The organism is Micromonospora sp. AMSO1212t, assembly GCF_008868145.1.
Classification (GTDB): domain Bacteria; phylum Actinomycetota; class Actinomycetes; order Mycobacteriales; family Micromonosporaceae; genus Micromonospora; species Micromonospora tulbaghiae.
In genome coordinates this window covers 1-22,292 of sequence record NZ_WBKS01000073.1, presented here as the reverse complement: position 1 = coordinate 22,292, position 22,292 = coordinate 1, and the positions used below count along the sequence as shown (strand labels likewise).

Below are 22,292 nucleotides of genomic sequence, written 5' to 3'. Positions count from 1 at the left end.
GTTCATTAGGAACGGGATGTTCCTAATTGCCTCCTACGCTCCTGGGCATGGCAGACAACACAGCGATCGTCCCGTTCCGCATCGACGTCCCGCAGGCCGACCTGGACGACCTCGCCGACCGGCTCGCACGGACCCGCTGGGCCGAGGAACTACCTCCCGACCCCGACCCGGCCGCCCCCGCCGGCCCCGTCGCGCCCGGCTGGGAGTACGGCGTTCCGCTGAGCTGGGTACGGCGCCTGGCCGAGCGCTGGCGCACCACCTACGACTGGCGGGAGTGGGAGGCGCGGCTGAACGCGTACCCACAGTTCACCACCGAGATCGACGGGCAGCGGATCCACTTCCTGCACGTCCGCTCGCCCGAGCCCGGCGCCACCCCGCTGATCCTCACCCACGGCTGGCCGGGCACCGTTGCCGAGTGGCTGGACGTGATCGGTCCGCTGACCGATCCGCGGGCGCACGGTGGCGACCCGGCCGACGCCTTTCACCTGGTCATCCCGTCGGTGCCGGGGTTCGGCTTCTCCGGGCCGACCCGGGAGCGCGGCTGGAACCGCTACCGGGTCGCCCGGGCCTGGGCCGAGCTGATGCGCCGCCTCGGCTACGACCGGTACGGCGCGGCCGGCAACGACCTCGGCGCGTTCGTGTCGCCCGAGGTGGGCCGGGCCGACCCGGAGCACGTGCTCGGTGTGCACGTCACGCAGATCTTCTCCCTGCCGTCCGGCGATCCGGCCGAGCTGGCCGCGCTCACCGAGGAGGAGCGCGGCAAGGTGGCGTTCGCCGAGTTCTTCGTGCAGCGGCAGGGCGGCTACGACAAGCTGCACTCGACCGCGCCGCAGAACGTGGCGCACGCGCTGGCCGACTCGCCGGTCGGCCTGCTCGGCTGGCTGGGCCAGCTGATGGGGGATCAGATCGACGTCGACCACGTGCTCACCCACACGACCGTCTACTGGCTGACGAACACGGCCGCCTCAGCGGCCCGCTACTACTACGAGGACGCAGAGGTGGTGCACCCGACGCAGAAGGTGAACGGACGGGGAACGGACATGCCGGAGCCGACAACGGTGCCGCTCGGTCTCGCCAACTTCGCCTGGGACTTCCAGTCGATCCGTACGCTCGCCGAGCGCGACCACAAGAACATCGTCTCCTGGCGCACGTACGACCGGGGCGGGCACTTCGCGGCCCACCAGGTACCCGACCTGCTCGTGGCCGACCTGCGGCAGTTCTTCGCCGCACCGCTCAGCCGAAGCGACCGGTGATGTAGTCCTCGGTCTTCTTCTGGGCCGGGTTGCTGAAGATCTTCTGGGTGTTGTCGTACTCGATCAGGCGGCCCGGATCGCCGGTCTTCTCGATGGAGAAGAAGGCGGTCCGGTCCGACACCCGGGCGGCCTGCTGCATGTTGTGCGTGACGATGATGATGGTGAACTTGTCCTTGAGCTGGAACATCAGGTCCTCGATGGCCAGCGTCGAGATCGGGTCCAGCGCCGAGCAGGGCTCGTCCATCAGCACCACCTGCGGCTCGACGGCGATGGTACGGGCGATGCAGAGCCGCTGCTGCTGACCGCCGGACAGGCCCGCGCCGGGCTTGCCGAGGCGGTCCTTCACCTCGTCCCACAGGTTCGCCGAGCGGAGCGCCCGCTCGGCCGCCTCCTCCAGGATCGACTTGCGCCGTACGCCGTTGAGCCGCAGGCCCGCCACCACGTTCTCGAAGATGCTCATGGTGGGGAACGGGTTCGGCCGCTGGAAGACCATGCCGATCATCCGGCGGACCGCCGTGACGTCCACGTCGCGGTCGTAGACGTCCTGGTCGTCGATGGTGAGGCTGCCCTCGACCCGGGCGCCCGGCAGCACCTCGTGCATCCGGTTGATCGACCGCAGGAACGTGGACTTGCCGCAGCCGGACGGCCCGATCAGGGCGGTGACGGTCTTCGGCTCGACGGTCAGGTTGATGTTCTCGATCGCCTTGAACCCGCCGTAGTAGGCGGTCACGTTCGTGGCTTCGATGCGCTTGGCCATGGTGGTGGTACCTCCGGGGTTCATCGGCCGAGCCGGTTACGACGGGCCAGCAACTTCGCCGCGATGGTGAGGACGAGGACGAGGGCGACGAGGGTCAACGCCGCTGTCCACGCCCGTGCCGGCGAGTACTTCGACGCCTCACCGGCCTGCTGGTAGACGAAGAGGGCCAGCGACGACTGGTTGTTCTCGAACGGGTTGAAGTTGATCGCCGCGCCGCCGCCGGCGACGAGCAGCACCGGCGCCGTCTCGCCGGCGGCCCGCGCGACGGCGAGCATGATGCCGGTGACGATGCCGGGCAGCGCGGTCGGCAGCACGACCCGCAGGATCGTCTTCCACTTCGGTACGCCCAGGGCGTACGCGCCCTCGCGCAGCGGCGCGGGCACCAGGCGGAGCATCTCCTCGGTGGATCGGACCACAGTGGGCAGCATCAGCACGCTCAGCGCCAGCGCGGCGGCGAATCCGGAGAAGCCCGGCCGGCCGTCGTTGAACCACGGCGAGACGATCAGCACCCAGAACGCCAGCACGAACAGGCCGGTGACGATCGACGGGATGCCGGTCATGACGTCCACGAAGAAGCGGATGGTGAACGCGAACCGGCCCCGGCCGTACTCGACGATGTAGATCGCGCAGAGCACCCCGAGCGGCACCGTGATCAGCGTGGCGATGCCCACCTGCTGCAACGTGCCGACGATCGCGTGGTACGCGCCGCCGTTGGCGTCCCGCGACCCGATGTTGTTCATCGAGGTGCCGAAGAAGTTCGCGTCCAGCCGCTCGGAGCCCTTGCTGACGAGCGTCCAGACCACCGAGGCCAGCGGCAGCACGGCGAGCACGAACGCGGAGTGGATCAGCGCGCTCCAGGTCCGGTTGCGGGCCGACCGGCGGCCCTCCACCGCGTTCGCCGCGACGAAGAGACCGGCCAGGTAGAGCAGCGCGCCGACCACTACTACCAGGACCGGGCCGCCGATGCCGGCGCCGTACACCAGGGCCGCCGCGAGCAGCAGCGCCGCGACGGCGATGACCGGTGCGGCGTACGCGGGAAGTCGCCTCGCCCGCAGCGTGGCCGGCTGGGCCGGCGGGCGCGGGCGGCGGGGGGTGAGGGTGGTGGTCATGCGGCCGACTCCGTGAACTCGCGCCGCCGGTAGATGATCGCCCGCGCGGTGATGTTGACGACCAGCGTGATCGCGAACAGCACCAGGCCGGAGGCGATGAGTGCGCCCCGGCCGGTGTCGTTCGCCTCGGCGAACCGGTTGGCGATGTTGGCGGCGATCGAGTTGCCGCCGCTGGCCAGGATGTTGAACGAGATGGCGTACGTGGAGCCGAGCGTGAGCGCCAGCGCGATGGTCTCGCCCAGTGCCCGGCCCAGGCCGAGCATCACCGCGGCGATGACTCCCGGCCGCCCGTACGGCAGGACCGCGGTGCGGATCATCTCCCAGCGGGTGGCGCCGAGCGCGAGCGCGGCCTCCTCGTTCGCGGTCGGGGTCTGCCGGAACACCTCGCGGGACAGCGACGTGACGATCGGCAGCACCATGATGGCGAGCACCACCGAGCCGAGCAGGATCGAGTTGCCGTACGGGCCGTCGCCGAAGATCGGGATCCAGCCGAAGTACCTGTTCAGCCAGGCGGACAGGTCGGCCACCGGCTGGGCGAAGTAGTCCCGGCCCCAGAGGCCGAAGACCACGCTCGGCACGGCTGCGAGCAGGTCGATCAGGAAGCCCAGGGTGTTGCCGAGCCGCCGGGGCGCGTAGTGCGACAGGTAGAGGGCGATGCCCAGCGCGACCGGCACCGCCATGAGCAGCGCCAGCAGCGAGCTCAGGACGGTGCCGAAGGCGAGCGCGCCGATGCCGAACTGCGGCGGGTCGTCGTTCGGGAACCAGCCCTCGAACGTCCAGAACGACTCGTTGTTGGCCCGCAGCGCCGGGACGGCCTTGGCGACCAGGAAGATCGCGATGGCCGCGATGACCACCAGGACCGTGGTGCCGGCGGCCAGGGTCAGGCCGCGGAACGCCCGTTCCGCGCCGAAGGCGCGGGCCCGGGGGAGGGCACCGCCGCCGCCGAGGCCACCGTCGGGGCGGCCCGGGTTGCCGGGGCGCTCGGCCACACGCGCCGAGGCACCGGCGGGTCGCTCGTGGCTCGTGGCCACGGGGTTCCCGCCGGTGCCGGCGTGGGCCGAGCGCTGAGGGGTGTCACCCATCTGCTCGCTCGCTTCGTGTTGAGGAGGTGTCGGTCGGAGCGTCAGGAGAGGCTCTTGACCGCGGCCTCGACCTTGGTGCGGACGGTCTCGGGCAGCGGCGCGTAGCCCAGCTCGACGAGCTCCTTCTGCCCCTCGGCGCTGGCGGCGTGGCCGAGCAGGCCCTTGACCAGCGGCAGCTTGTCGGCGGCGAGGCCCTTGCTGCAGACGATCTCGTAGGTCGCCAGGACGATCGGGTACGCCCCGGCCTCCTTGGTGTTGTAGTCGATCGACATCTTCAGGTCGTTGCCCTGACCCTCGAACTTGGCGCCGGCGATGGTCTTGCCGGCCGAGTCGCCGGTCAGCTCGACGAACTCGCCGTTGCCGTTGCGGATCTTCGCCGTCTTCAGGTCGGAGTTCTCGGCGTACGACCACTCGACGTAGCTGATGGTGCCGTCGGTGCTCTTGACCTTGCTGGCCACACCGTCGGACTTGGCCGCGCCGACGCCGCCCGGGGCCTTCCACGCCTTGGAGTTGCCGAGCGTCCAGTCCGCCTCGGCGGTCTTGGAGAGGTACTTGGTGAAGTTGTCGGTGGTGCCCGACTCGTCGGAGCGGTGCACGGCCTGGATCGCGGTCGACGGCAGCTTCGCGTCCGGGTTGTCGGCCTTGATCGCCGGGTCGTCCCACTTGGTCACCTTGCCGGCGAAGATCTTCGCCAGGGTGGCCGGGCTGAACTGGAGGTTGTCCGCGCCGTTGAGGTTGTAGACGACAGCGACCGGGCCGATGACCATGGGCAGGTTGAGCGCCTGGCCGCCGGTGCACTTGGCGTCGGCCTGCGGCTGCTCCTCCGGCTTGAGGGCGGAGTCCGAGCCGGCGAAGTCGGCGGTGCCGGCGATGAACGCCTGGATGCCGGCGCCCGAGCCGCTGGGCTCGTAGTTGATCGTGGTACCGGCACACTTCTGCTGGTACGCCTTGATCCACTCGGCCATGGCGTTCTTCTGGGCGGAGGAGCCCTGCGCGTTCAGCGTGCCCGTCGCGCAGTCCGCCGCTGCGGTGGAGCCGGAGGCGCCGGCCGGCTCGTTGTTGTCCGAGCCGCAGGCGCTGAGACCGAGAACCGCGGTAAGAGCGAGACAGGCGATGGCGCCGTGCCGCTGGAGCTTCACTTCAGGGGTTTCCCTTCACGTCTTTGGTCAGGTCGCCCGGAGTACCGGGCGCCGGCGCTGACCGGCTGACACGAAAGGTAGGAGGGCCAGGTGGACGGTTCGCCGGACGCAAGTGAACGCGCGGTGAACACGTTCAGCCGACGAGGTGGCCGTACGCTGAGGAAGGGTTGTCCATTTCGTGAACTAGCGGCCCGGCAGCGCCTTTGTGGCGATTTTCCCGGGCAGGCGCGCGCTCAGCCGAGCTGGTAGTTGACGTGCGCGGACCAGCGCGCGAAGCCCAGCCGCTCGTAGAGCGCGACCGCGGCGGTGTTGCTCTCGTCCACGTACAGCATCACCCGGTCCAGCCCGCGCTCGTCGCGCAGGTGGGTCAGGCCGGCGGCGGTGAGCACCCGGCCGAGCCCGCCCCGGTGCGCGGACGGGTCGACGCCGAGCACGTAGACCTCGCCGATCCGGGCCGAGCCCGGCCGCTCGTGCACCTTGGTCCAGTGGAAGCCGAGCAGCCGCCCGGTGGCGGGGTCGACGGCGAGCAGGAACCCGGCCGGGTCGAACCACGGCTCGGCGATGCGTACGCGCAGGTCGTCGAGCGTCCACCTGCCCTGCTCGGGATGCTGGGCGAAGGCCGCGTTGTTCACCGCCAGCCAGGCCTCGTCGTCCTCGCCGGGACGGAACGCGCGCAGCGTCACGCCGTCCGGTACGACCGGTGCCGGCAGCTCGGCGGTGAGTGGACGGCGCATCTGCCAGAGCACCCGGGCCCGGGAGAAGCCCAGGTCGACGGCGAGCGCGGCGGCTGACGGGTGGTCGCCGTGCGCCCACGCGCGCAGCGGTCCGGGCGCGGCGGCCACCACACCACGGGCCAGCGCGCGGCCGGAACCCCGCCGCCGGTACGCCGGGTGCACGACCATCTCCACGCCGACGCCGTCGGCCGGGGCGGTGGTGTCGAGGTGCGCGTACCCGGTCAGGGTGCCGTCGGTGGTCCGGGCGGTGAGGTGCACGGCGGGCGCCTCGGGGTCGCGCAGCCGCAGCAGCACGTGCTCGTCGAGCGGGTCGGCGCCGTCGGCGTCACCGGCGGCGCGGGCCGTCGCCAGCACCTCGGCGACCTCGTCCGGCGTCAGCCGGTCCGCCCGGGCGATCCGGTCGGTTGTGGGACCACTCGTCGGCTCGGTGCTCATCTGAGTCACGGTAGCGGCCGTGCGGCCACGGTTCGCGCCGGACGGAACGGGCGATCGGTGGCGCTCGTCACGGGGTGCCGACGGGCAGCGGCTCCAACTCGAACCGGGTCAGCAATTCTGGCAGGAGTTGCTGCAACGCGCTGACGGTGCCGGAACGGTCCCCGCCCGCATCGTGCATGAGCACGATCGCCCCCGGCCCCATCTGCGTGCGGATCCTCGTCTCGATGGTGAGCGCGCCCGGCGCCCTCCAGTCCGACGGGTCCACGCTCCAGTGCAGCGGGGTCAGGCCCAGGTCGGCGCAAGCCGACACCACCGGGCGCGTCCAGGCTCCGCCCGGCTGACGGAAGTACGCGATCCGCGCGCCCGGCGAGGCGGCCAGGATCGCGTCGTTCGTGCGCAGGATGTCGGCCCGGATCGTCGCCGGGGACCGCTTGCCCAGGTCGACGTCGTGCTCCCAGGAGTGGTTGCACAGGGTGTGCCCCTCGGCCACGATCGAGCGGATCAGGTCCGGATGGGCCTCGGCGTTCTCGCCGACCACGCAGAACGTCGCCTTCACGCCGTACTGCGCCAGCAGCGCGAGCACCTGCGGCGTCCAGCGGGGGTCGGGGCCGTCGTCGAAGGTCAGCGCGACCCGGGACGAACCGGTGACGACCAGGCTGCCGTACGGGCCGTCGCCGTCGGGCTCGACCGGTGCGGCGTCCGGTGCGGCGTCGGGGCCCGGCTTGGCGCTGGCCGTACCGCCCGGGAAGTCGGTGCTGGGTGGCTGCTCGCCGTACCGTGGCCCGTTGAGCGTGGTGGCGACTCCGGCGGCGGACGGATGCGGGTTGGGCACCAGGCTGCGGCCCAGCGCGAACGCCGAACCGAGCAGGCCGGCCAGCACGACGGTCACGAGCCCGGCGGCGCGCAGCGTGGAGCCCCGCATCAGCGGCACCGGCCGTTCGTCGCCCCCGTGGTAACCGCGCGCACCGTCGCCCCCTTAAGCCCGACAATTCCGGCAGCCAGGATATGGCTGACTGATCGGGCAAAAAGGGCATACGAGAAAAGTGCCCTCTAGTGAGGTGGGGCGTGGGCGGTCAGACCGGCAGCGGGGCGGGCTCCGACTCCGGCAGCGAGCGCGACGGCGGGACGACGAACTTGTAGCCCACCTGGCGCACGGTGCCGATCATCGACTCGTACTCCGAGCCGAGCTTGGCGCGCAGCCGCCGCACGTGCACGTCCACCGTCCGGGTGCCGCCGAAGTAGTCGTAGCCCCAGACCTCGCGCAGCAGCTGGTCCCGGGTGAACACCCGCCCCGGGTGCTGGGCCAGGAACTTCAACAGCTCGAACTCCTTGTACGTGAGGTCGAGCGGCCGGCCCTTCAGCTTCGCGGCGTACGTGTCCGGGTCGATGTTCAGCTCGCCGGCCCGGATCGAGCCGCCAGCGCCGGCGGTGGCGTTGCTGAGCCGGCCCACAGCGAGCCGCAGGCGGGCCTCCACCTCGGCCGGCCCGGCGCCGGCCAGGATCACGTCGTCGACACCCCAGTCCGCGTTGAGCGCGATCAGCCCGGCCTCGGTGACGACCGCGACGAGCGGCACGCCGAGCCCGGTGGCGTGCAGCATCCGGCACGTGGCGCGCGCCTCGCTCAGCTCGGAGCGGGCGTCCACCAGGACGGCGTCCGGTGTCGGGCCGGAGACCAGCGTGCGGACGTCACGGGGTGCGGTGCGAACCGAGTGCGGCAGCAGGTCGAGTGCCGGCAGTACCGCCGACGGCTCACCGGCCCGCGCGGTCACGAGCAGCAGGAGCTCCACGATCACCTCCGTCCCGGCGGCCTTCCGGCCGCGCGCGACCAGTGACACGCCCAGGTGAGGGGCGGCACTGTGAACTTGCGTGGGTCCCGGCGTCGTCGACGGGCGGGTAACGGCCTGAGCGTAACCGATGGACCGGCCGTCACCTTCGCGCGATTTACCGTTTGCCCTTTCTGCCCTCGATCGCGGCGCAGGTTTTAACGTCGCCGAAACCGGGACCTCCGCCGAACCGCCCGGGTCTGGCACGATCGGAGCGTGTTTCCCTCCACCTCGCGCGACACCGGTCGTGAACCGTGGGCCGACGACCCGTCCACCGGGCCGTCCGGCCCCGCCCGTGGCTCCCCGCCCGCCCCGCCTACCGGTCCCGCCGAGGAGGGCGACCGGCCGGAACGCAAGGGGCCGCGCCGGCTGCGCAAGGGCGGCCCCGGCCGGCGTCCCGACGACGAGTCCGACGAGGAGCCCGAGGAGGAGGTGCCGCCGGTCCCGGTACGCCGCCCTCTGGCGCTCACCGTCGCCGGCTTCGCCGCGCTGCTCGGCGTCGGCCTGGTACTCGGCGCGCAGACCTCGGGCCCGGGGCACCGGCTGCCGTTCGCCGCGATCATCTTCGGCGTCCAACTGCTGTTCGTGCTGGCCTGGACGATGGCCATGCGGCCGCCCGCGCTGCTCGTCGTCGCGCTCGTCAGCGCCGCGACGGCGGCGATCGCCGACGTCGCCGCCGTGCGGTCGGACATCGCCGGCCTGGCCCCGCTCGGCTACGCCGCCGCGGCCGGGCTCCTGCTCGCCGTGCTGGGGCAGCTCGTACGGCGGGTGGACCGGGTCCGGGTGACCGACTCGCTCGGTGGCACCCTGCTCATCGTGGTGGGCGTGGTCGCCTTCGCCACGCTCATCGTGCTCAGCCGGATCCCCAAGGGCACCCAGGCGATCACGGTCTGCCTCACCGCCGCCGGGGTGGCGTTGCTCGTCGCCCGGCTCACCGACGCGGTCGCGCCGTGGCCCCGGCTCGCCCCCCAGGTGCCGCGCGGCGCGGCGGGCGTGGTCGTCGGCGCCATGCTCGGCACGCTCACCAGCGCCGTCCTCGGCAGCTACCTGGTCGGTTTCACCCCGACCAGCGCCGCCCTGGTCGGGGTGGTCAGCGCGGCCACCGCCGTCCTGGCCGACCTCGCGGTCGGGTACGCCGAGGCGGGCCGGCTGATGGCCGGTGAACCGCCGACGATGTGGGTGGCCCGGCACATGCAGGGACCGCTGGGCGGGTTCGCGCTGGCCGCGCCCGCCGCGTACGCCATGTGCGTGCTGTTCCTCTGAGGCGGTTGGGGAAGATTCGCCTCGGGTAAGTACGGTTGCGCCGCGAGGCGCGGTGACGGGGGCGAGGACGGGAGGCGGCGTGGCAGAGGCGTATCCGGCGGAGGGCCGACCCCGGCGACGGGGCCGGAAGGTGCTGATCGGCTTCATCGTCCTGCTGCTGGTGCTGGCCGGTCTGCTCGTCGTCGCCGACCGGGTCGCCGCCGGCGTGGCCGAGCGCGCCATCGCCGACCAGGTCCGGCAGGAGATCGCCAAGCAGGACGCGCAGTCCGCCGCGCCGCAGGTCGAGGTGGGTGGCTTCCCGTTCCTCACCCAGGTGCTCGACGGCCGCTACGAGCGCATCTCGATCCAGCTCACCGACGTGCGCGGCGACGTGCAGGGCGACGCGGTCGAGGTGCCGAAGCTGGACGTGGACGCGCGCAACGTGACCGCCTCGCTGGACACGCTGCGCTCCGGGCGGGGCGACGTGGTGGCCGAGAGCGTGGACGGGCGGGGCACCGTCACCTACGAGAGCCTGGCCAAGCTGCTGGACCGGCCCGGGCTGACGCTCGGCGAGCGCAACGGCAAGCTGGCGGTCACCGCCCCGGTGGACGTCCTCGGCATCAAGCTCACCGTCAACGGCACCGCCGACGTCACGGTGGCCGGCAACAAGGTGGCACTGCGCTTCAACGACCTCACCGCCGACGGCCTGCCGAACGTGCCGCTGGCGCGGGCCGCGCTGACCCGGTACGCGCAGGGCATCTCGATCGACGTGCCGCTGCCTGAGCTGCCGTTCCAGCTCAACCTGCGCAAGGTGGAGCCGAAGCCGGAGGGCCTGGTGGTCACGGCGGACGCGGCGAACGTGCCGATCAACTCCGCCGGCTGAACAGCCGGCCTGCCGTCAACTCCGCCGGCTGAGGCCGGCACCGGCCGGCCCGGGGAGCGGGCCGGCCGTCCCGGATGCTGGTCGGCCTGGTGGCAGCTGTGGCCCCGGCTGGTAATCTCCCTGCCCATGGGGACCCACCTCACCAAACGGCGCGCGGTCGACCTGTGCCGCGTGGCCACCTGCCTGTGTCGCCCCGTCATCTGACGGCGGGGCTGTCTCCGGTCGCCTGAACGGCGGTCACCCAGGGTCCACGAACCTTCCCGGTTCCCCCCTCCTCAACGCCCGGCAGCGGCGCCGTCGCACGTACCCGTGATCCGTTCCTAGCTCAGGGTCCGCGTGTGGTGCGACAACCATCGACATCGATCTCCACGCGCAGGCTCACCAAACCATCCTCACCAGGGAGTGATCTGATGAGTCGCGACACCGCACTCGTCTCGGCCGAGTGGGCCGAGAAGAACCTCGGCGCCCCGGGCGTCGTCTTCGTCGAGGTCGACGAGGACACCTCGGCCTACGACACCGGCCACATCGCCGGCGCCGTCAAGCTGGACTGGCGCACCGACCTGCAGGACCAGGTCCGCCGGGACTTCGTCAACAAGAGCCAGTTCGAGGCGCTGCTGTCCGACCGGGGCATCGCCAACGACGACACCGTGATCCTGTACGGCGGCAACAACAACTGGTTCGCCGCGTACGCGTACTGGTACTTCAAGCTCTACGGCCACCGCGACGTGAAGCTGCTCGACGGCGGCCGCAAGAAGTGGGAGCTGGACGCCCGTCCGCTCGTCACCGACGCGGTGGAGCGGCCGAAGACGCAGTACGTCGCGCAGGAGCCGGACACCTCGATCCGCGCGTTCCGCGACGAGGTGGTCGACGCGATCGGCACCAAGAACCTGGTCGACGTGCGCAGCCCCGACGAGTTCGCGGGCCGCCTGCTCGCTCCCGCCCACCTGCCGCAGGAGCAGGCGCAGCGGGCCGGCCACATCCCGACCGCCATCAGCGTTCCGTGGTCCAAGGCGGCCAACGAGGACGGCACGTTCAAGTCCGACGACGAGCTGCGCAAGATCTACGCCGACGCCGGGCTGGACGACAGCAAGGAGACGATCGCGTACTGCCGGATCGGCGAGCGCTCCTCGCACAGCTGGTTCGTGCTCCAGGAGCTGCTCGGGCACCGCAACGTGAAGAACTACGACGGTTCCTGGACCGAGTACGGCTCGCTCGTCGGCGTGCCGGTGGCGCTCGGCGACGAGCCGGGGGAGGCCTGATGACCGCCGCCTCCGCCGCCTCGACGGCTGCCGCCGGCTGCGCCGCGCCGGACCAGTCCGCCCCCCTCCCGGCGGGCCTGGACCTGGAGAAGGAAACAGTGATCACCGGCCGCGTGCTGGCCGAGTCCGGTGAGGTCGTGCCGGGCGCGTACGTGCGCCTGCTCGACTCGACCGGCGAGTTCACCGCCGAGGTGGTGACGTCGGCGGCCGGGCAGTTCCGGTTCTTCGCCGCGCCGGGCTCGTGGACGCTGCGGGCGCTGTCCCGCCACGGCAACGGCGACACCGCCGTGTCCGCGGCCCGCGGGATCAACGAGGTGACCGTCTCGGTCGCCGCCTGACCCACGCTCTGATCGTGGCCCGCCGCCCCACCCGGGTGGCGGGCCACGAGCCGTTCCGGCGACTGTGCGTCTCGCTCGTGGCTGGCAGGCTGGACGGCGGTGCGCACCGGACGCGCCGGAGGGGGATCAGGTGCCCGACGACGCCGCTGCCCACGCCCGCCGCTATCTGATCGACTTCATCGACGGCAACCGGGGCGAGGAGGTCGTCCGCGAACTCCAGCGCGCCGAGGGGCCCGGCCGGCGGCGCCCGTTCGACGTCTCGGTGGCAAGCCTCGACACCGACCTGTCGTTCCTCACCAAGCGGGCCACGCTCGTCACCGGCAAGCTGGTCCTCTCCCAGCCCGGCGGCGAGCGCTGCTATCTGGCCAACCGGGAGACCTGCAAGAGGTGCGGCAAGGATCCGGAGCACTGCGGCCCGGCCTGCCGGTACGGGGACATCCAGATCGACCAGCTCTTCGCCGAGTGCGACGACCTGGGCCGCCTCGGCGCGTACCTGCGGGACTGCGCGCCGCTGCTGGAGCTGGGGCAGCTCGTCTACTTCCCGCAGACCTTCCGCCGCAGCCATCTGGAGTCGCGGGCGCCGGACGCGCAGTCCACCTCGTCGCCGTTCGACACCATGGGTCGGATCGAACTGGGCGACAACCCGGACCGCACGCTCGACCTGATCGTCAAGGGGCACCGGGTCGTCGACGTGCCGAGCGGGGATCCGGTGAAGGCACGGCTGGTCACCCCGCTGCTCCAGCTCGACCTGCCGATGCTGGAGGGCACCTCGCTGCGCGACTACTGCGCCATCCTGACCCAGGAGGGCGACGCGCTCGCCGCGACCCAGGCGTACCTGCGGGGCCGGATGCTGGAGGTCGACACCGATCCGGACAGGGCGCTCGTGCAGCTCGCGAAGCTCGACGCGGAGATCCAGGAGGGCGTGCGGGCGGCCCGGGCCGAGGTCGCCCGGGTGTCCCGGCGCTCGGCCGTGCAGGCCGCCGGCGCGGCGGTGGCGACGGTCGCGGCGACCCTGGTGGCGGTCGAGGGCACGCATCTGGCGCCGGTGCTCGGCATGCTGGGCGCGGGCGGGTTCTTCTCCGCCGTGCTCGCCGCCGACCAGTACGCCGACCGTCGCGGCGAGCTGCGGCAGCGCCCCTTCTACCTGCTGTGGCTGCTGTCCCGCCGGTCGGTGCCGGTCTGAGCGAGGGTGCCGAGGCGCAGCCGGGCAGCTCGCCGGTCCGTGACACCATGGCCGGGTGACTGCCGTCGAGACGGGCTACGCCCCGCCCACCCCGCCCGGCCGGCCCGGCCCCGGTGGCCGACGCCGGCTGCGCTGGCTGACGGCCGCCACCGTGGCGTGGGCCGTGCTGCTCGCGGGTCTGACCTGGTGGTCGGTGCGTACGGACGCGCCGACGGTCAAGGAGCAGCGGTCGCTGGACCAGGCCGGCCCGGTGGTGGACCGGGCGATCGGTGAGCTGACCGCCGCGGTCGGCGCCGCGGGCGTACCGGCGCTCCTTCCGGACCGCCTGGAGCGCGGTTGCCGGATCACGCCGATGGACGACGGCGCGACGCTGGAACGCGGCGTCGAGGTGGCGATCGGGGGCGACGACGTACGCGAGGTGCTGCGCGGCGTCGCCGACCGGCTGCCGTCGGGCTGGCGGGCCGGCGTGTCGACGCTCGACGGCGAGCCGCTGCTGCGCGCCGACGCGGGCGAGTTCGTCACGGTCGAGGGCCGGGCCGGTGGTCCGGGCCGGGTGCTGCTCACCGCGGCCACCGGCTGCCGCCCGATGGGTTCCGGCTACCGGGCCCCGTCCGCCGACGCCGCCTCCGAGTCGGGCGTGCTGGCGGCGGCGCTGGGCCGGTGGGGCGGCGCGTCCGGGCCGGTCCAGGTGCTCGCTGCGCCCTGCCCGGGCGGCGGGACGGCACGCACCGCCCGGTCCGAGGCGGCCGCGCCGGCTGATCAGTCGCTGGCCGCCGCGTTCGACGGCGGCGTCGCGCCGGTGGTGGACTCGGCAGACGCGTACGCGCGCCCGGGCGATCCGGCGGTGCTGGCGCAGCGGGCCGGGGAGCGGGTCCGGGTCGCGGTGACCACGCCCTGTCCGGCCTGACGTCAGCCGCCGGGCAGCGTGAGCGCCGGGGGCGACGGCTGTTCCTCGTGCGGCTCCCGGCTGCGGCCCAGCGCGTCCACCCGGCCCCAGCGGCCCGGGATGTCGAGCAGTTCCACCCGGCCCATCCCGGGCGGCACGGCCGGGTCGATGATCAGGTGCTCGCCCTGCGGTTCCAGCCCCAGGATCACCCGTAGCAGCAGCAGCGGCGTGCCGGCGGACCACGCCTGCGGGCTGCACGCGGTGGGGTACTCCACCGGGTAGTCGGTGAGGCCGCGTTCGTAGCCGGCGAACACCTCGGGCAGCCGCCCGTCGAAGTAGTGCGACGCGCTGAGCAGGGCGTCGCAGATCTGGCCGGCCTCCTGCCGGAAGCCGTACCGCCACAGGCCCCAGGCGATGATCGAGTTGTCGAACGGCCACACCGTGCCGACGTGGTAGCCGACCGGGTTGTACCGGCCCTGGTCGTCGGCGAGCGTGCGTACGCCCCACCCGGAGAACAGGCGCGGGCCGAGCAGGTGGGCGGCGACGGCCGGTGCCCGGGACTCGTCGACGATGCCACTCCACAGCAGGTGGCCGATGTTGGAGGTGAGCGCGTCGACCTGCCGGCCCCGCGGGTCGAGCGCCAGCGCGTAGTACTCCCGGTCCGGGATCCAGAAGTCGCGGTTGAACCGTTCCTTCAGCTCCGCCGCCTCGTGTTCCAGCCGGTCGGCGTACGTCGGGTCGTTCCAGTAGGTGCGGGCCATGCGGGCGCCGCGCAGCTTCGCGTCGTACGCGTACCCCTGCAGTTCGCACGTGGCCCGGGGGAACTCGGGCATCTGCCCGTCGGCGTAGGAGATGGCGTCCGGCGAGTCCTTCCAGCACTGGTTCGGCAGGCCGGTCTCCGGGTTGCGGGACATGTACCAGACGTAACCGGTGCCGAGCAGGTCGCCGTACGTGTCCAGCCAGGTCAGCGCCGCGCGGGTCTCGTATTCCAGCTTGCGCACCAGGTCGGCGTCACCGGTCCACCGCTCGTACTCGTCGAGCAGGATCACGAACAGCGCCGTGGTGTCGGCTGCGCCGTAGTACGGCGAGTGCGGCTGCTCCTCGAAGCCGGCGGTCTCGCCGTAGCGCAGCTCGTGCAGGATCTTGCCGGGCTCCTCGTCCCGGAAGTCGTCGACCCGGCTGCCCTGGAGACCGGCGAGCATGACGATCGTGGGCTTGACCATCTCGGGCAGGAACGGCAGCACCTGGAGCGAGGTGAAGATGCTGTCCCGGCCGAACAGCGTCATGAACCAGGGCAGGCCGGCGGCGAGCAGCCGGACGCCGAGCGTGATCGACTCGTACCGGAGGGCGGCCAGGTCGTTGAGGCTGCGCCGGTACGCCCCGGCCAGCGGTTCGCAGTCGCAGCCCAGCTTCGGCGCGCGGCTGATCAGGGCGCTCTGTTCCGCCGCGATGTCGGCCGCCGTGCGCTCGCCGCCCAGCGGCAGGACGGCCCGGATGTCCTCGCCCCGGGCGCCGTAGATGACCGTGTCGATGTGCAGCCGGGTGGTCCACTCGCCGTGCGGTCCGACCCGGATCCGGAACGTCATCCCGTTCTCGTCGACCTCGGCCGGCGAGGTGCTGGTCACCAGCGTCTCGCGGTGGAACGCCTGCCTGCGGTAGGTCAGCCGCAGCGCGTTCGTCTCGACCGTGGGGGTGGTGTGTCCCTTCTTGTTCCGCTGGTGCTTGATCTCGAACAGGTCGGCGAAGTCGGAGCCGATCTCCAGCCGGAGCCCGAACTCCTTCTCCTGCTCGGAGTGGTTGAGCAGGGTCAGTTCCTCGTCGAGGCTGCCGCCGATCGCGCGGCTGCGGATGACCGAGACCTTCGCGTCCAGGTAGTGCGTCGGCTCGCCGGGGACCAGGAAGAACCGGGTCTTGTACGACAACGAGTCGTCGATGGAGAGCGCGTGCAGGGGTTCCCCGTCGAGGGTGAGGATCCAGGTGGAGAGGAACCGGGTGTCGAAGGAGAACAGCCCGGTGGGGAAGTCGTACGACGGCTGGATGTTGCCGCGATCGTCGCTGACCAGGAACGTGTTGCCGTCGAGGATGCTGACCCGGTCCTTCACGCCAGCCGCCGGACGTGTTCGCGGGCGGCGTCCCGCGGATCCCGTACGTCGGGCCGGGCCGGCAGGAACCGGCGGAACGCCAGGAACAGCACGACGTGCCCGCTGAACGTGGCCTCGTTGCGCAGCACCGCGGCCATGCCGGCCTCCCGGCCGGTGACCAGCTTCTCGAACAGTTCGGTGGAGAGGGTCAGCACACCGTCGGCCTGCCGTTGCTCCTCCTGGCTCACCTGGGCCGATCCGGGGGCCAGCGTCACGTACCAGTGTTCGGTGCGGTTGCCGTCGGCCAGGTCGATCTGGAGCGTGCCGCCGATCGGGCTGTTCAGCACTGACGCGGCGCGCGCCGGCAGCGACGCGAAGAACTGTCGGGTGGCCTCACTCACGTTCACATGGTAGGCGTAATCCGGACATGCCGGGTCAGGATCGGCCCACCGGGCAGAGTGGACATCGCGGGCTGCTCAGTAGACCAACGCCTGCGCGCCCTCTGCCATCGCCTCCTCGACGAACACCGCGGCGCCCGCGATGCGTACGCCGGGGATGACGTCGTCCGGGCCGATGTCCCGCCGAGCCGCGCACTGGGTGCATGCGGTCACCCGGCCCGTGGTCAGGACCACGTGCAGCAGTTCGCCGAGCGGCGCGGAGTGCGGAAGCTCGAACGTCTCCGCCCGCCCGGGGAGCGCGAACCAGGTGGACTCGCCGGTGAGCCAGAGCGACACCTCCACCCCGGCCGCGGCTGCGGTGGAGGCGACTGTGAACGCCTGGGCGCAGCGTTCCGGTGAGTCCGCGCCGGCGGTGGCCTTGACGACGAGAGTGCGCGCCATGCCGCCAGCATAGGATGGCCCGGATGGTTACCGAGATCGGGTTCGTCAGCCTGCTGGTCGCCGGCTTGGGCGCGCTCGCCGGTGGCCTGGTCTATGTCGCAGTGCGAATCGCTAGAGGTAAGTGGTGAATCTGTGAGTGAGAATCCGCTTCAGCCGCCGTGGTTGAACGCGCCGCCGGTCGACCCGTACCCGTACGAGGAGAGCCACGACCTGCGCGTCGGCCCGAAGCTGCACCCGAGCCTGGACGCCCTGCTGCCGTACGTCGGGGTGTGGCGTGGCCGGGGCCGGGGTGGGTTCCCGACGATCGAGGACTTCGACTACGCGCAGGAGATCCGGATCAGCCACGACGGCCGGCCGTTCCTGTTCTACGAGTCGCGGGCCTGGATCCTCGACGAGCAGAGCCGCCCGGTCCGCCCGGCCGGCCGTGAGGTGGGCTGGTGGCGTCCGGTGCTCGACGGTGAGCGGGTGACCGACGAGCTGGAGGCGCTGATGACCACGCCGACCGGCGTGATGGAGCTGCACATCGGCAAGCGCAAGGGCACCCAGATCGAGTTCGTCACCGACGCTGTCGTCCGTACCGCGACGGCGAAGGAGGTCACCGCCGGTGCCCGGCTGTTCGGCATCGTCGAGGGCGCCCTGCTCTACGCCCAGGAGATGGCCGCCATGGGCCAGCCCTTGAGCCCGCACCTCTCCGCCCGCCTGACCCGGGTGGCCGGCTGACCGCCACCCCCCGCCGTTGTTCCCGGCGATCATGAAGCTGGCGGCGACAAATCGGGCAACCGGCGCCGCCAACTTCATGGTCAACGGGGGAAGTTCAGGAGGGTTTGTAGGCGGGTGGTCAGCGGGGAACTTGGACGGGGGGTTCCGTTCAAGGCCGTGATCTCAGCGACGCCGCGTAGGGAGCTGGTCAGCCAGACGCCTTCGGCCTCGTGCAGGTCGGCCACGGTGGGCAGGCGCTCGGCCGCGGTCAGGTTCAGCTCGGCCGCCCGTTCCAGCAGATGAGCCGCGGTCACGCCGGGCAGGATTCCGGTCTGTGCCGCCGGGACCGTGCGGAGCGTCCCGCCGCTCAGCCACACCACGTTGGCGGTGGGTGCCTCCAGCACGTAGCCGTCGGTCGAGACCCAGAGCACGTCGTCCACGCCGGTCCGCTGCGCCCACCGCCGGGCAGCGGTGCTGAGCGCGTACGAGGTGGACTTCACGCCGCTCGGCAGCCACTCCAGCTGCGGGCGGGACCGGGCGGCCACCCCGAGCGGCAGCGTGGCCACAGTCACCCCGTCCCGCCGGGCCAGGCGGGCGGCCGGCGGCACCTCGCCGAGCGTGGCGTACACCGTGGGCGGCCCACCACCCTCCGGTCCCCGGGTGCAGATCAGCCGCAGCGCGCCCTCGGTGTGCGCGGGCCAGTCGGCGCAGACCGCGTCCATCAGCTCGACCAGCGCGGCGTCCGGTGGCAGCCGCATGTCGATCGCCGCCGCGCCGGCCCGCAGCCGGGTCAGGTGGGCCTCGCGCAGCCAGGGGCGGCCGTCGCGCAGGTGCAGCGTCTCGAACAGGCCGTCGCCGTGCAGGACGCCCCGGTCGTCGCCGCGCAGCACCGGCTCACCCGCCGGTACGAGCCCTCGGCCGAGTACCGCCACCCGTGTCGTACCCACTGGCGCAGCGTAGTGGCGTACCCCCGGCGGCGGACCGGCCGGCGCGGCGGCCGAACTATGATCGAAGGGTGTCCGAATCCTCCCTCGCGGAAATGCTCCGCGCGCGCGGGCTGCGGCTGACGGCGCAGCGGCAGCTGGTGCTCCAGGCCGTCCTGGATCTGGGGCACGCCACCCCCGAGCAGGTGCACACGGCGGTCCGCGAGGTGGCGGCCGGCGTCAACATCACCACCATCTACCGCACGCTTGAGCTGCTGGAACGGCTCGGCCTGGTGACGCACACGCACCTGTCGCACGGTTCGCCGACCTACCATGCGGCGGGTGAGCACCAGCACGTGCACCTGGTGTGCCGGGAGTGCGGGGCGATCGACGAGATCGCGCCGGAGATGCTCCGTCCGCTCGCCGACCAGCTGGACGAGCAGCGTGGGTTCAAGGTCGACATCGGGCATGTCGCGCTCTTCGGGGTCTGCGGCCGCTGCGCACAGGACGGGGAACGCACATGATCGACATCGCGGGAGCGGTGACCACCGACGCCATCGACGACCAGACCCGGGACCAGCCGGAGCCGGCCCACCGGGCGGCCGGGGTCGGCCCGGTGGCCGCCCACTACGGCGACCCGATGCGCGAGCAGCGGCTCCTGGCCACCGGCGTCGGCCTGGTCGACCGCTCACACCGGGGCGTGGTCGCGGTGCCGGGCGAGGAGCGGATCAGCTGGCTGCACACGCTCACCAGCCAGCACCTGGCCGCACTGGCACCGTGGCAGGGCACCGAACTGCTGGTGCTCTCCCCGCACGGGCACGTCGAGCAGCACGCGATGGTCGCCGACGACGGCGAGACCACCTGGCTGGACACCGAGCCGGGGATGACCGAGGGCCTGCTGTCATACCTGGAGAAGATGCGGTTCTTCAGCAGGGTCGACCCGCGCGACGCCACCGCCGACCACGCGCTGCTCTCGCTGGTCGGGCCGGAGGCGCCGGCCGCGCTGGACACGCTCGGCGTCACCGGGCTTGCCGCTCCCGACGTGGTCGCGGTGCCGGGTCCGAAGTTCCGTTCCGGCGAGATGCCCGCGCGGCCCTCGGTGGTGTACGACGTCAAGCCGCTGCCGGTGGGTGGCTGGGCCCGGCGGGTGGCGCTCGGCGTCGACCTGCTGGTGCCCCGGGCGGGCATGGACGAGGTGGTGGCGGAGCTGCGCGGCGCCGGTGTGCCGGTGGCCGGACTGTGGGCGTACGAGGCGATCCGGGTGGCCGCCAAGCGGGCCCGGGCCGGCGTGGACACGGACCACCGGACGATCCCGGCCGAGGTGGACCTGATCGCACGGGCCGTGCACCTGGACAAGGGCTGCTACCGGGGGCAGGAGACGGTGGCCCGGGTGCACAACCTGGGCAAGCCGCCCCGCCGGCTCGTCCTGCTGCACCTCGACGGCGTGGCGAGCGACCAGCCGCCCGTCGCCGGTACGCCGGTGACGCTCGACGGCCGGACCGTCGGCTTCGTGGGTACCGCCGTGCAGCACTACGAGCTGGGCCAGGTGGCGCTCGCCGTCCTGAAGCGCAACACGCCCGACGACGCCCGCCTGCTCGTCGGCGAGAGCGCCGCCGCGATCGACGCGTAGGAAGGGCCCCTTCGTAACGCCCCCGGTGGCGGAAGGATCCCTTCCTGGCGCCGCTCGCACCGGAAATCCTCCGGTCGACCAGGTGCCGGGCGCCGGTCTAGGATCCGGGGCATGACGACAGGGACGTTGATCACGGTTGCCCCCACCGGCGCGGAGTCGGCGAAGGCGGAGGTGCCGGCGCTGCCGGTGACGCTCGACGAGCTGCTGCTGACCGCCAAGGAGTGCGAGGCGCTCGGCGCCGCCGTGATCCACGTCCACATCCGCGACGACGACGCGCGGCCCACGCTCGACCAGGGGCGGCTGCGCGACACGGTGGCCGCGCTGCGGGAGAACACCGACCTGATCGTGCAGCTCTCCTCCGGCGGCGCGGTGACCGACCCGGAGTCCGCCCGGCTGGCGGTGCTGGATGCCGGGCCGGACATGGCGTCCTGCACCATGGGCACTGTCAACTTCGGCGACGACGTGTTCCTCAACCGGTGGGAGTTCATCGTCGACCTGCACACCCGCATGCAAGAGCGGGGCGTCGTCCCCGAGTACGAGATCTTCGACCTCGGTCACCTCACCGCGTTGCAGCGGCTGCTCGGCAAGTACGGCCTGCCGCACGGCGGGCACGTGCACGTCGACTTCGTGATGGGGGTGCCGGGCGGCATGCCGGGCACCACGGCGACTCTCGTGGCGGCCCAGCAGATGCTGCGTGACCTGCCCGAGGGCACGACGTTCTCGGCCACCGGCATCGGGCGCAGCACCATCCCGGTGATGCTCGCCTCGCTGTCGACCGGCGGTCACCTGCGCGTCGGCATGGAGGACACGGTCACGTACGCCAAGGGGCGTCCGGTGGAGTCCAACATGCAGCTCGTCGCGCGGGCGGTCGGCTTCGCCCAGCTCGCCCAGCGTCCTCCGCTGACCACTGCCGAGGCCCGTACGCTGCTCGGCCTCCCGGCCGTCGCCCGGTAAGCGGCGTACCCAGCAGCGACCCCGTACCGCCCCGGTCGACGTCGCAGGTCACCCCGCCGCCGACCGGGTCCGTCCCCTCGGTACGGTCCATACCGTGGGAAAAACGTACGAGGGCGGCGTGCCGCTCGCCGAGGTGGTCCGGTCCGGCTTCGTGGAGGGCGTCCACCGGGGTTCCGTGGTGGTGCTCGACGCCGCCGGTGAGCCGGTCGCCGGGGCCGGCGACGTCACCTCGCCGATCTTCCCGCGCTCGTCGAACAAGCCGATGCAGGCGATCGGGATGCTCCGGGCCGGGTTGCCGCTGACCGACCCGGCCGACATCGCGCTGGTCGCGGCGAGCCACGCGGGCGAGGAGTTCCACGTCGAGCGGGTGACCGCGCTGCTGCGCGACGCCGGCCTGACCGAGGACGCGTTGCACTGCCCGCCGGACCTGCCGTTCGGCGAGGCCGCCCGGGAGGCGGTGCTGCGGGCCGGCGGCGGCCCGGCCCGGGTGCTGATGAACTGCTCCGGCAAGCACGCCGGCATGGTGCGAACCTGCCTGGCCGCCGGCTGGCCACTGGACGGCTACTGGCGGCCCGAGCACCCGCTCCAGCAGTGCCTGACCACGACGATCGAGGAGATCACCGGTGAGCGGGCGGCGGCGGTCGGCGTGGACGGCTGCGGCGCGCCGGTGCTGGCCGTCTCGCTGACCGGGCTGGCGCGGGCGTTCCTGCGGCTGGTCGACGCCGAGCCCGGCACCGTCGAGCGGACCGTGGCGGACGCGATGCGGACGTACCCGGAACTGGTCGGCGGCACCCAGGCGGAGGACACCCGGCTGATGCGCGGCGTACCCGGCCTGCTCGCCAAGATCGGCGCGGAGGGCGTGATCGCGGCGGCGATCCCGGACGTCGGCGCCGTGGCCCTGAAGATCGACGACGGTGCCGCGAGAGCCCGCACACCCGTCCTGGCGTCCGCGCTGTCCCGCCTGAACGTGCGCGCCCCCATCCTCGTCGAGTACGCCGAGCCACCCCTGCTCGGCGGCGGCCTCCCGGTGGGTTCCATCCGCC

At 72.4% G+C, this 22,292-nt stretch carries 25 protein-coding genes; 14 read left to right on the top strand and 11 right to left on the bottom strand.

Annotated features, from left to right (window positions below; translation table 11 throughout):
- Positions 1-47: 47 nt before the first annotated feature.
- On the top strand, positions 48-1,253 hold the full coding sequence (locus tag F8279_RS18705) for an epoxide hydrolase family protein (RefSeq protein WP_091425444.1): 1,206 nt from the start codon (positions 48-50) through the stop codon (positions 1,251-1,253).
- Here the strand turns inward: F8279_RS18705 and pstB are convergent.
- From pstB to F8279_RS18670, 7 genes are all read right to left on the bottom strand, one after another.
- On the bottom strand, positions 1,234-2,010 hold the full coding sequence (gene pstB / locus F8279_RS18700; RefSeq protein WP_091426010.1) for a phosphate ABC transporter ATP-binding protein PstB: 777 nt from the start codon (positions 2,008-2,010) through the stop codon (positions 1,234-1,236). The genes F8279_RS18705 and pstB overlap by 20 nt on opposite strands.
- A gap of 20 nt (positions 2,011-2,030) precedes the next feature.
- Complete coding sequence (gene pstA, locus F8279_RS18695; protein WP_151500612.1) at positions 2,031-3,119, bottom strand: phosphate ABC transporter permease PstA; 1,089 nt, start codon at positions 3,117-3,119, stop codon at positions 2,031-2,033.
- On the bottom strand, positions 3,116-4,201 hold the full coding sequence (pstC, locus tag F8279_RS18690; RefSeq protein ID WP_151500611.1) for a phosphate ABC transporter permease subunit PstC: 1,086 nt from the start codon (positions 4,199-4,201) through the stop codon (positions 3,116-3,118). The genes pstA and pstC overlap by 4 nt, the downstream gene beginning before the upstream one ends.
- A gap of 41 nt (positions 4,202-4,242) precedes the next feature.
- On the bottom strand, positions 4,243-5,340 hold the full coding sequence (pstS, locus tag F8279_RS18685) for a phosphate ABC transporter substrate-binding protein PstS (protein ID WP_151500610.1): 1,098 nt from the start codon (positions 5,338-5,340) through the stop codon (positions 4,243-4,245).
- Between the two features lie 233 nt (positions 5,341-5,573).
- Positions 5,574-6,509: a mycothiol synthase gene (gene mshD, locus F8279_RS18680; protein WP_151500609.1), complete on the bottom strand. Its 936-nt coding sequence runs from the start codon at positions 6,507-6,509 to the stop codon at positions 5,574-5,576.
- A 67-nt stretch (positions 6,510-6,576) separates the two neighbouring features.
- The gene (locus F8279_RS18675) at positions 6,577-7,431 is read right to left on the bottom strand and encodes a polysaccharide deacetylase family protein (protein ID WP_151500615.1); all 855 of its coding nucleotides are present in this window, start codon (positions 7,429-7,431) and stop codon (positions 6,577-6,579) included.
- 151 nt (positions 7,432-7,582) lie between these two features.
- Entirely contained in the window at positions 7,583-8,302 is a 720-nt protein-coding gene (locus tag F8279_RS18670; RefSeq protein WP_176722767.1) for a response regulator transcription factor, read from the bottom strand.
- Between the two features lie 246 nt (positions 8,303-8,548).
- On the opposite strand from F8279_RS18670, the gene F8279_RS18665 reads away from it, so the two are divergent.
- From F8279_RS18665 to F8279_RS18640, 7 genes are all read left to right on the top strand, one after another.
- Positions 8,549-9,595, top strand: a complete 1,047-nt coding sequence (locus F8279_RS18665) for a hypothetical protein (RefSeq protein WP_151500608.1) — start codon at positions 8,549-8,551, stop codon at positions 9,593-9,595.
- Positions 9,596-9,674: 79 nt separating this feature from the next.
- Complete coding sequence (locus F8279_RS18660; RefSeq protein WP_091425430.1) at positions 9,675-10,457, top strand: DUF2993 domain-containing protein; 783 nt, start codon at positions 9,675-9,677, stop codon at positions 10,455-10,457.
- Between the two features lie 126 nt (positions 10,458-10,583).
- On the top strand, positions 10,584-10,661 hold the full coding sequence (locus F8279_RS30975; protein ID WP_310503780.1) for an Ms5788A family Cys-rich leader peptide: 78 nt from the start codon (positions 10,584-10,586) through the stop codon (positions 10,659-10,661).
- A gap of 206 nt (positions 10,662-10,867) precedes the next feature.
- Entirely contained in the window at positions 10,868-11,716 is an 849-nt protein-coding gene (locus F8279_RS18655; protein WP_091425427.1) for a sulfurtransferase, read from the top strand.
- A complete protein-coding gene (locus F8279_RS18650) occupies positions 11,716-12,054 on the top strand; it encodes a DUF1416 domain-containing protein (protein ID WP_091425424.1) in 339 nt (112 codons plus the stop codon). The genes F8279_RS18655 and F8279_RS18650 overlap by 1 nt, the downstream gene beginning before the upstream one ends.
- A 130-nt stretch (positions 12,055-12,184) precedes the next feature.
- The gene (locus F8279_RS18645; protein ID WP_151500607.1) at positions 12,185-13,237 is read left to right on the top strand and encodes a hypothetical protein; all 1,053 of its coding nucleotides are present in this window, start codon (positions 12,185-12,187) and stop codon (positions 13,235-13,237) included.
- Between the two features lie 55 nt (positions 13,238-13,292).
- The gene (locus tag F8279_RS18640) at positions 13,293-14,144 is read left to right on the top strand and encodes a hypothetical protein (RefSeq protein ID WP_151500606.1); all 852 of its coding nucleotides are present in this window, start codon (positions 13,293-13,295) and stop codon (positions 14,142-14,144) included.
- 2 nt (positions 14,145-14,146) lie between these two features.
- Here F8279_RS18640 and F8279_RS18635 read toward each other — a convergent pair whose 3' ends face one another.
- The 3 genes from F8279_RS18635 to F8279_RS18625 form a co-directional block, all read right to left on the bottom strand.
- The gene (locus F8279_RS18635; RefSeq protein WP_151500605.1) at positions 14,147-16,225 is read right to left on the bottom strand and encodes a glycogen debranching N-terminal domain-containing protein; all 2,079 of its coding nucleotides are present in this window, start codon (positions 16,223-16,225) and stop codon (positions 14,147-14,149) included.
- A complete protein-coding gene (locus tag F8279_RS18630) occupies positions 16,222-16,611 on the bottom strand; it encodes an SCP2 sterol-binding domain-containing protein (RefSeq protein WP_151500604.1) in 390 nt (129 codons plus the stop codon). The genes F8279_RS18635 and F8279_RS18630 overlap by 4 nt, the downstream gene beginning before the upstream one ends.
- 69 nt (positions 16,612-16,680) lie before the next feature.
- The gene (locus F8279_RS18625; protein WP_151500603.1) at positions 16,681-17,043 is read right to left on the bottom strand and encodes a DsrE family protein; all 363 of its coding nucleotides are present in this window, start codon (positions 17,041-17,043) and stop codon (positions 16,681-16,683) included.
- 23 nt (positions 17,044-17,066) lie between these two features.
- Here F8279_RS18625 and mtfM point away from each other — a divergent pair, with 23 nt between their 5' ends.
- The gene (gene mtfM, locus F8279_RS30890; protein ID WP_013288813.1) at positions 17,067-17,171 is read left to right on the top strand and encodes a small membrane protein MtfM; all 105 of its coding nucleotides are present in this window, start codon (positions 17,067-17,069) and stop codon (positions 17,169-17,171) included.
- Entirely contained in the window at positions 17,137-17,763 is a 627-nt protein-coding gene (locus tag F8279_RS18620; RefSeq protein ID WP_151500602.1) for an FABP family protein, read from the top strand. The genes mtfM and F8279_RS18620 overlap by 35 nt, the downstream gene beginning before the upstream one ends.
- Before the next feature lie 80 nt (positions 17,764-17,843).
- Here the strand turns inward: F8279_RS18620 and F8279_RS18615 are convergent, their stop codons facing one another.
- Positions 17,844-18,689, bottom strand: coding sequence for an aminotransferase class IV (locus F8279_RS18615; RefSeq protein ID WP_091425402.1), 846 nt, complete (start codon positions 18,687-18,689; stop codon positions 17,844-17,846).
- Positions 18,690-18,781: 92 nt separating this feature from the next.
- Between F8279_RS18615 and F8279_RS18610 the strand changes: the two genes are divergently transcribed.
- From F8279_RS18610 to F8279_RS18595, 4 genes are all read left to right on the top strand, one after another.
- Complete coding sequence (locus F8279_RS18610; protein ID WP_091425399.1) at positions 18,782-19,189, top strand: Fur family transcriptional regulator; 408 nt, start codon at positions 18,782-18,784, stop codon at positions 19,187-19,189.
- A complete protein-coding gene (locus F8279_RS18605; protein WP_091425395.1) occupies positions 19,186-20,295 on the top strand; it encodes a folate-binding protein YgfZ in 1,110 nt (369 codons plus the stop codon). Before F8279_RS18610 ends, F8279_RS18605 begins: the two co-directional genes overlap by 4 nt.
- A gap of 111 nt (positions 20,296-20,406) precedes the next feature.
- Positions 20,407-21,249 (top strand): 3-keto-5-aminohexanoate cleavage protein, encoded by an 843-nt coding sequence (locus tag F8279_RS18600; RefSeq protein ID WP_091425392.1) that lies wholly within the window; start codon positions 20,407-20,409, stop codon positions 21,247-21,249.
- 94 nt (positions 21,250-21,343) lie between these two features.
- The coding region (locus F8279_RS18595) for an asparaginase (RefSeq protein ID WP_151500601.1) at positions 21,344-22,292 on the top strand (949 nt) is incomplete at its 3' end.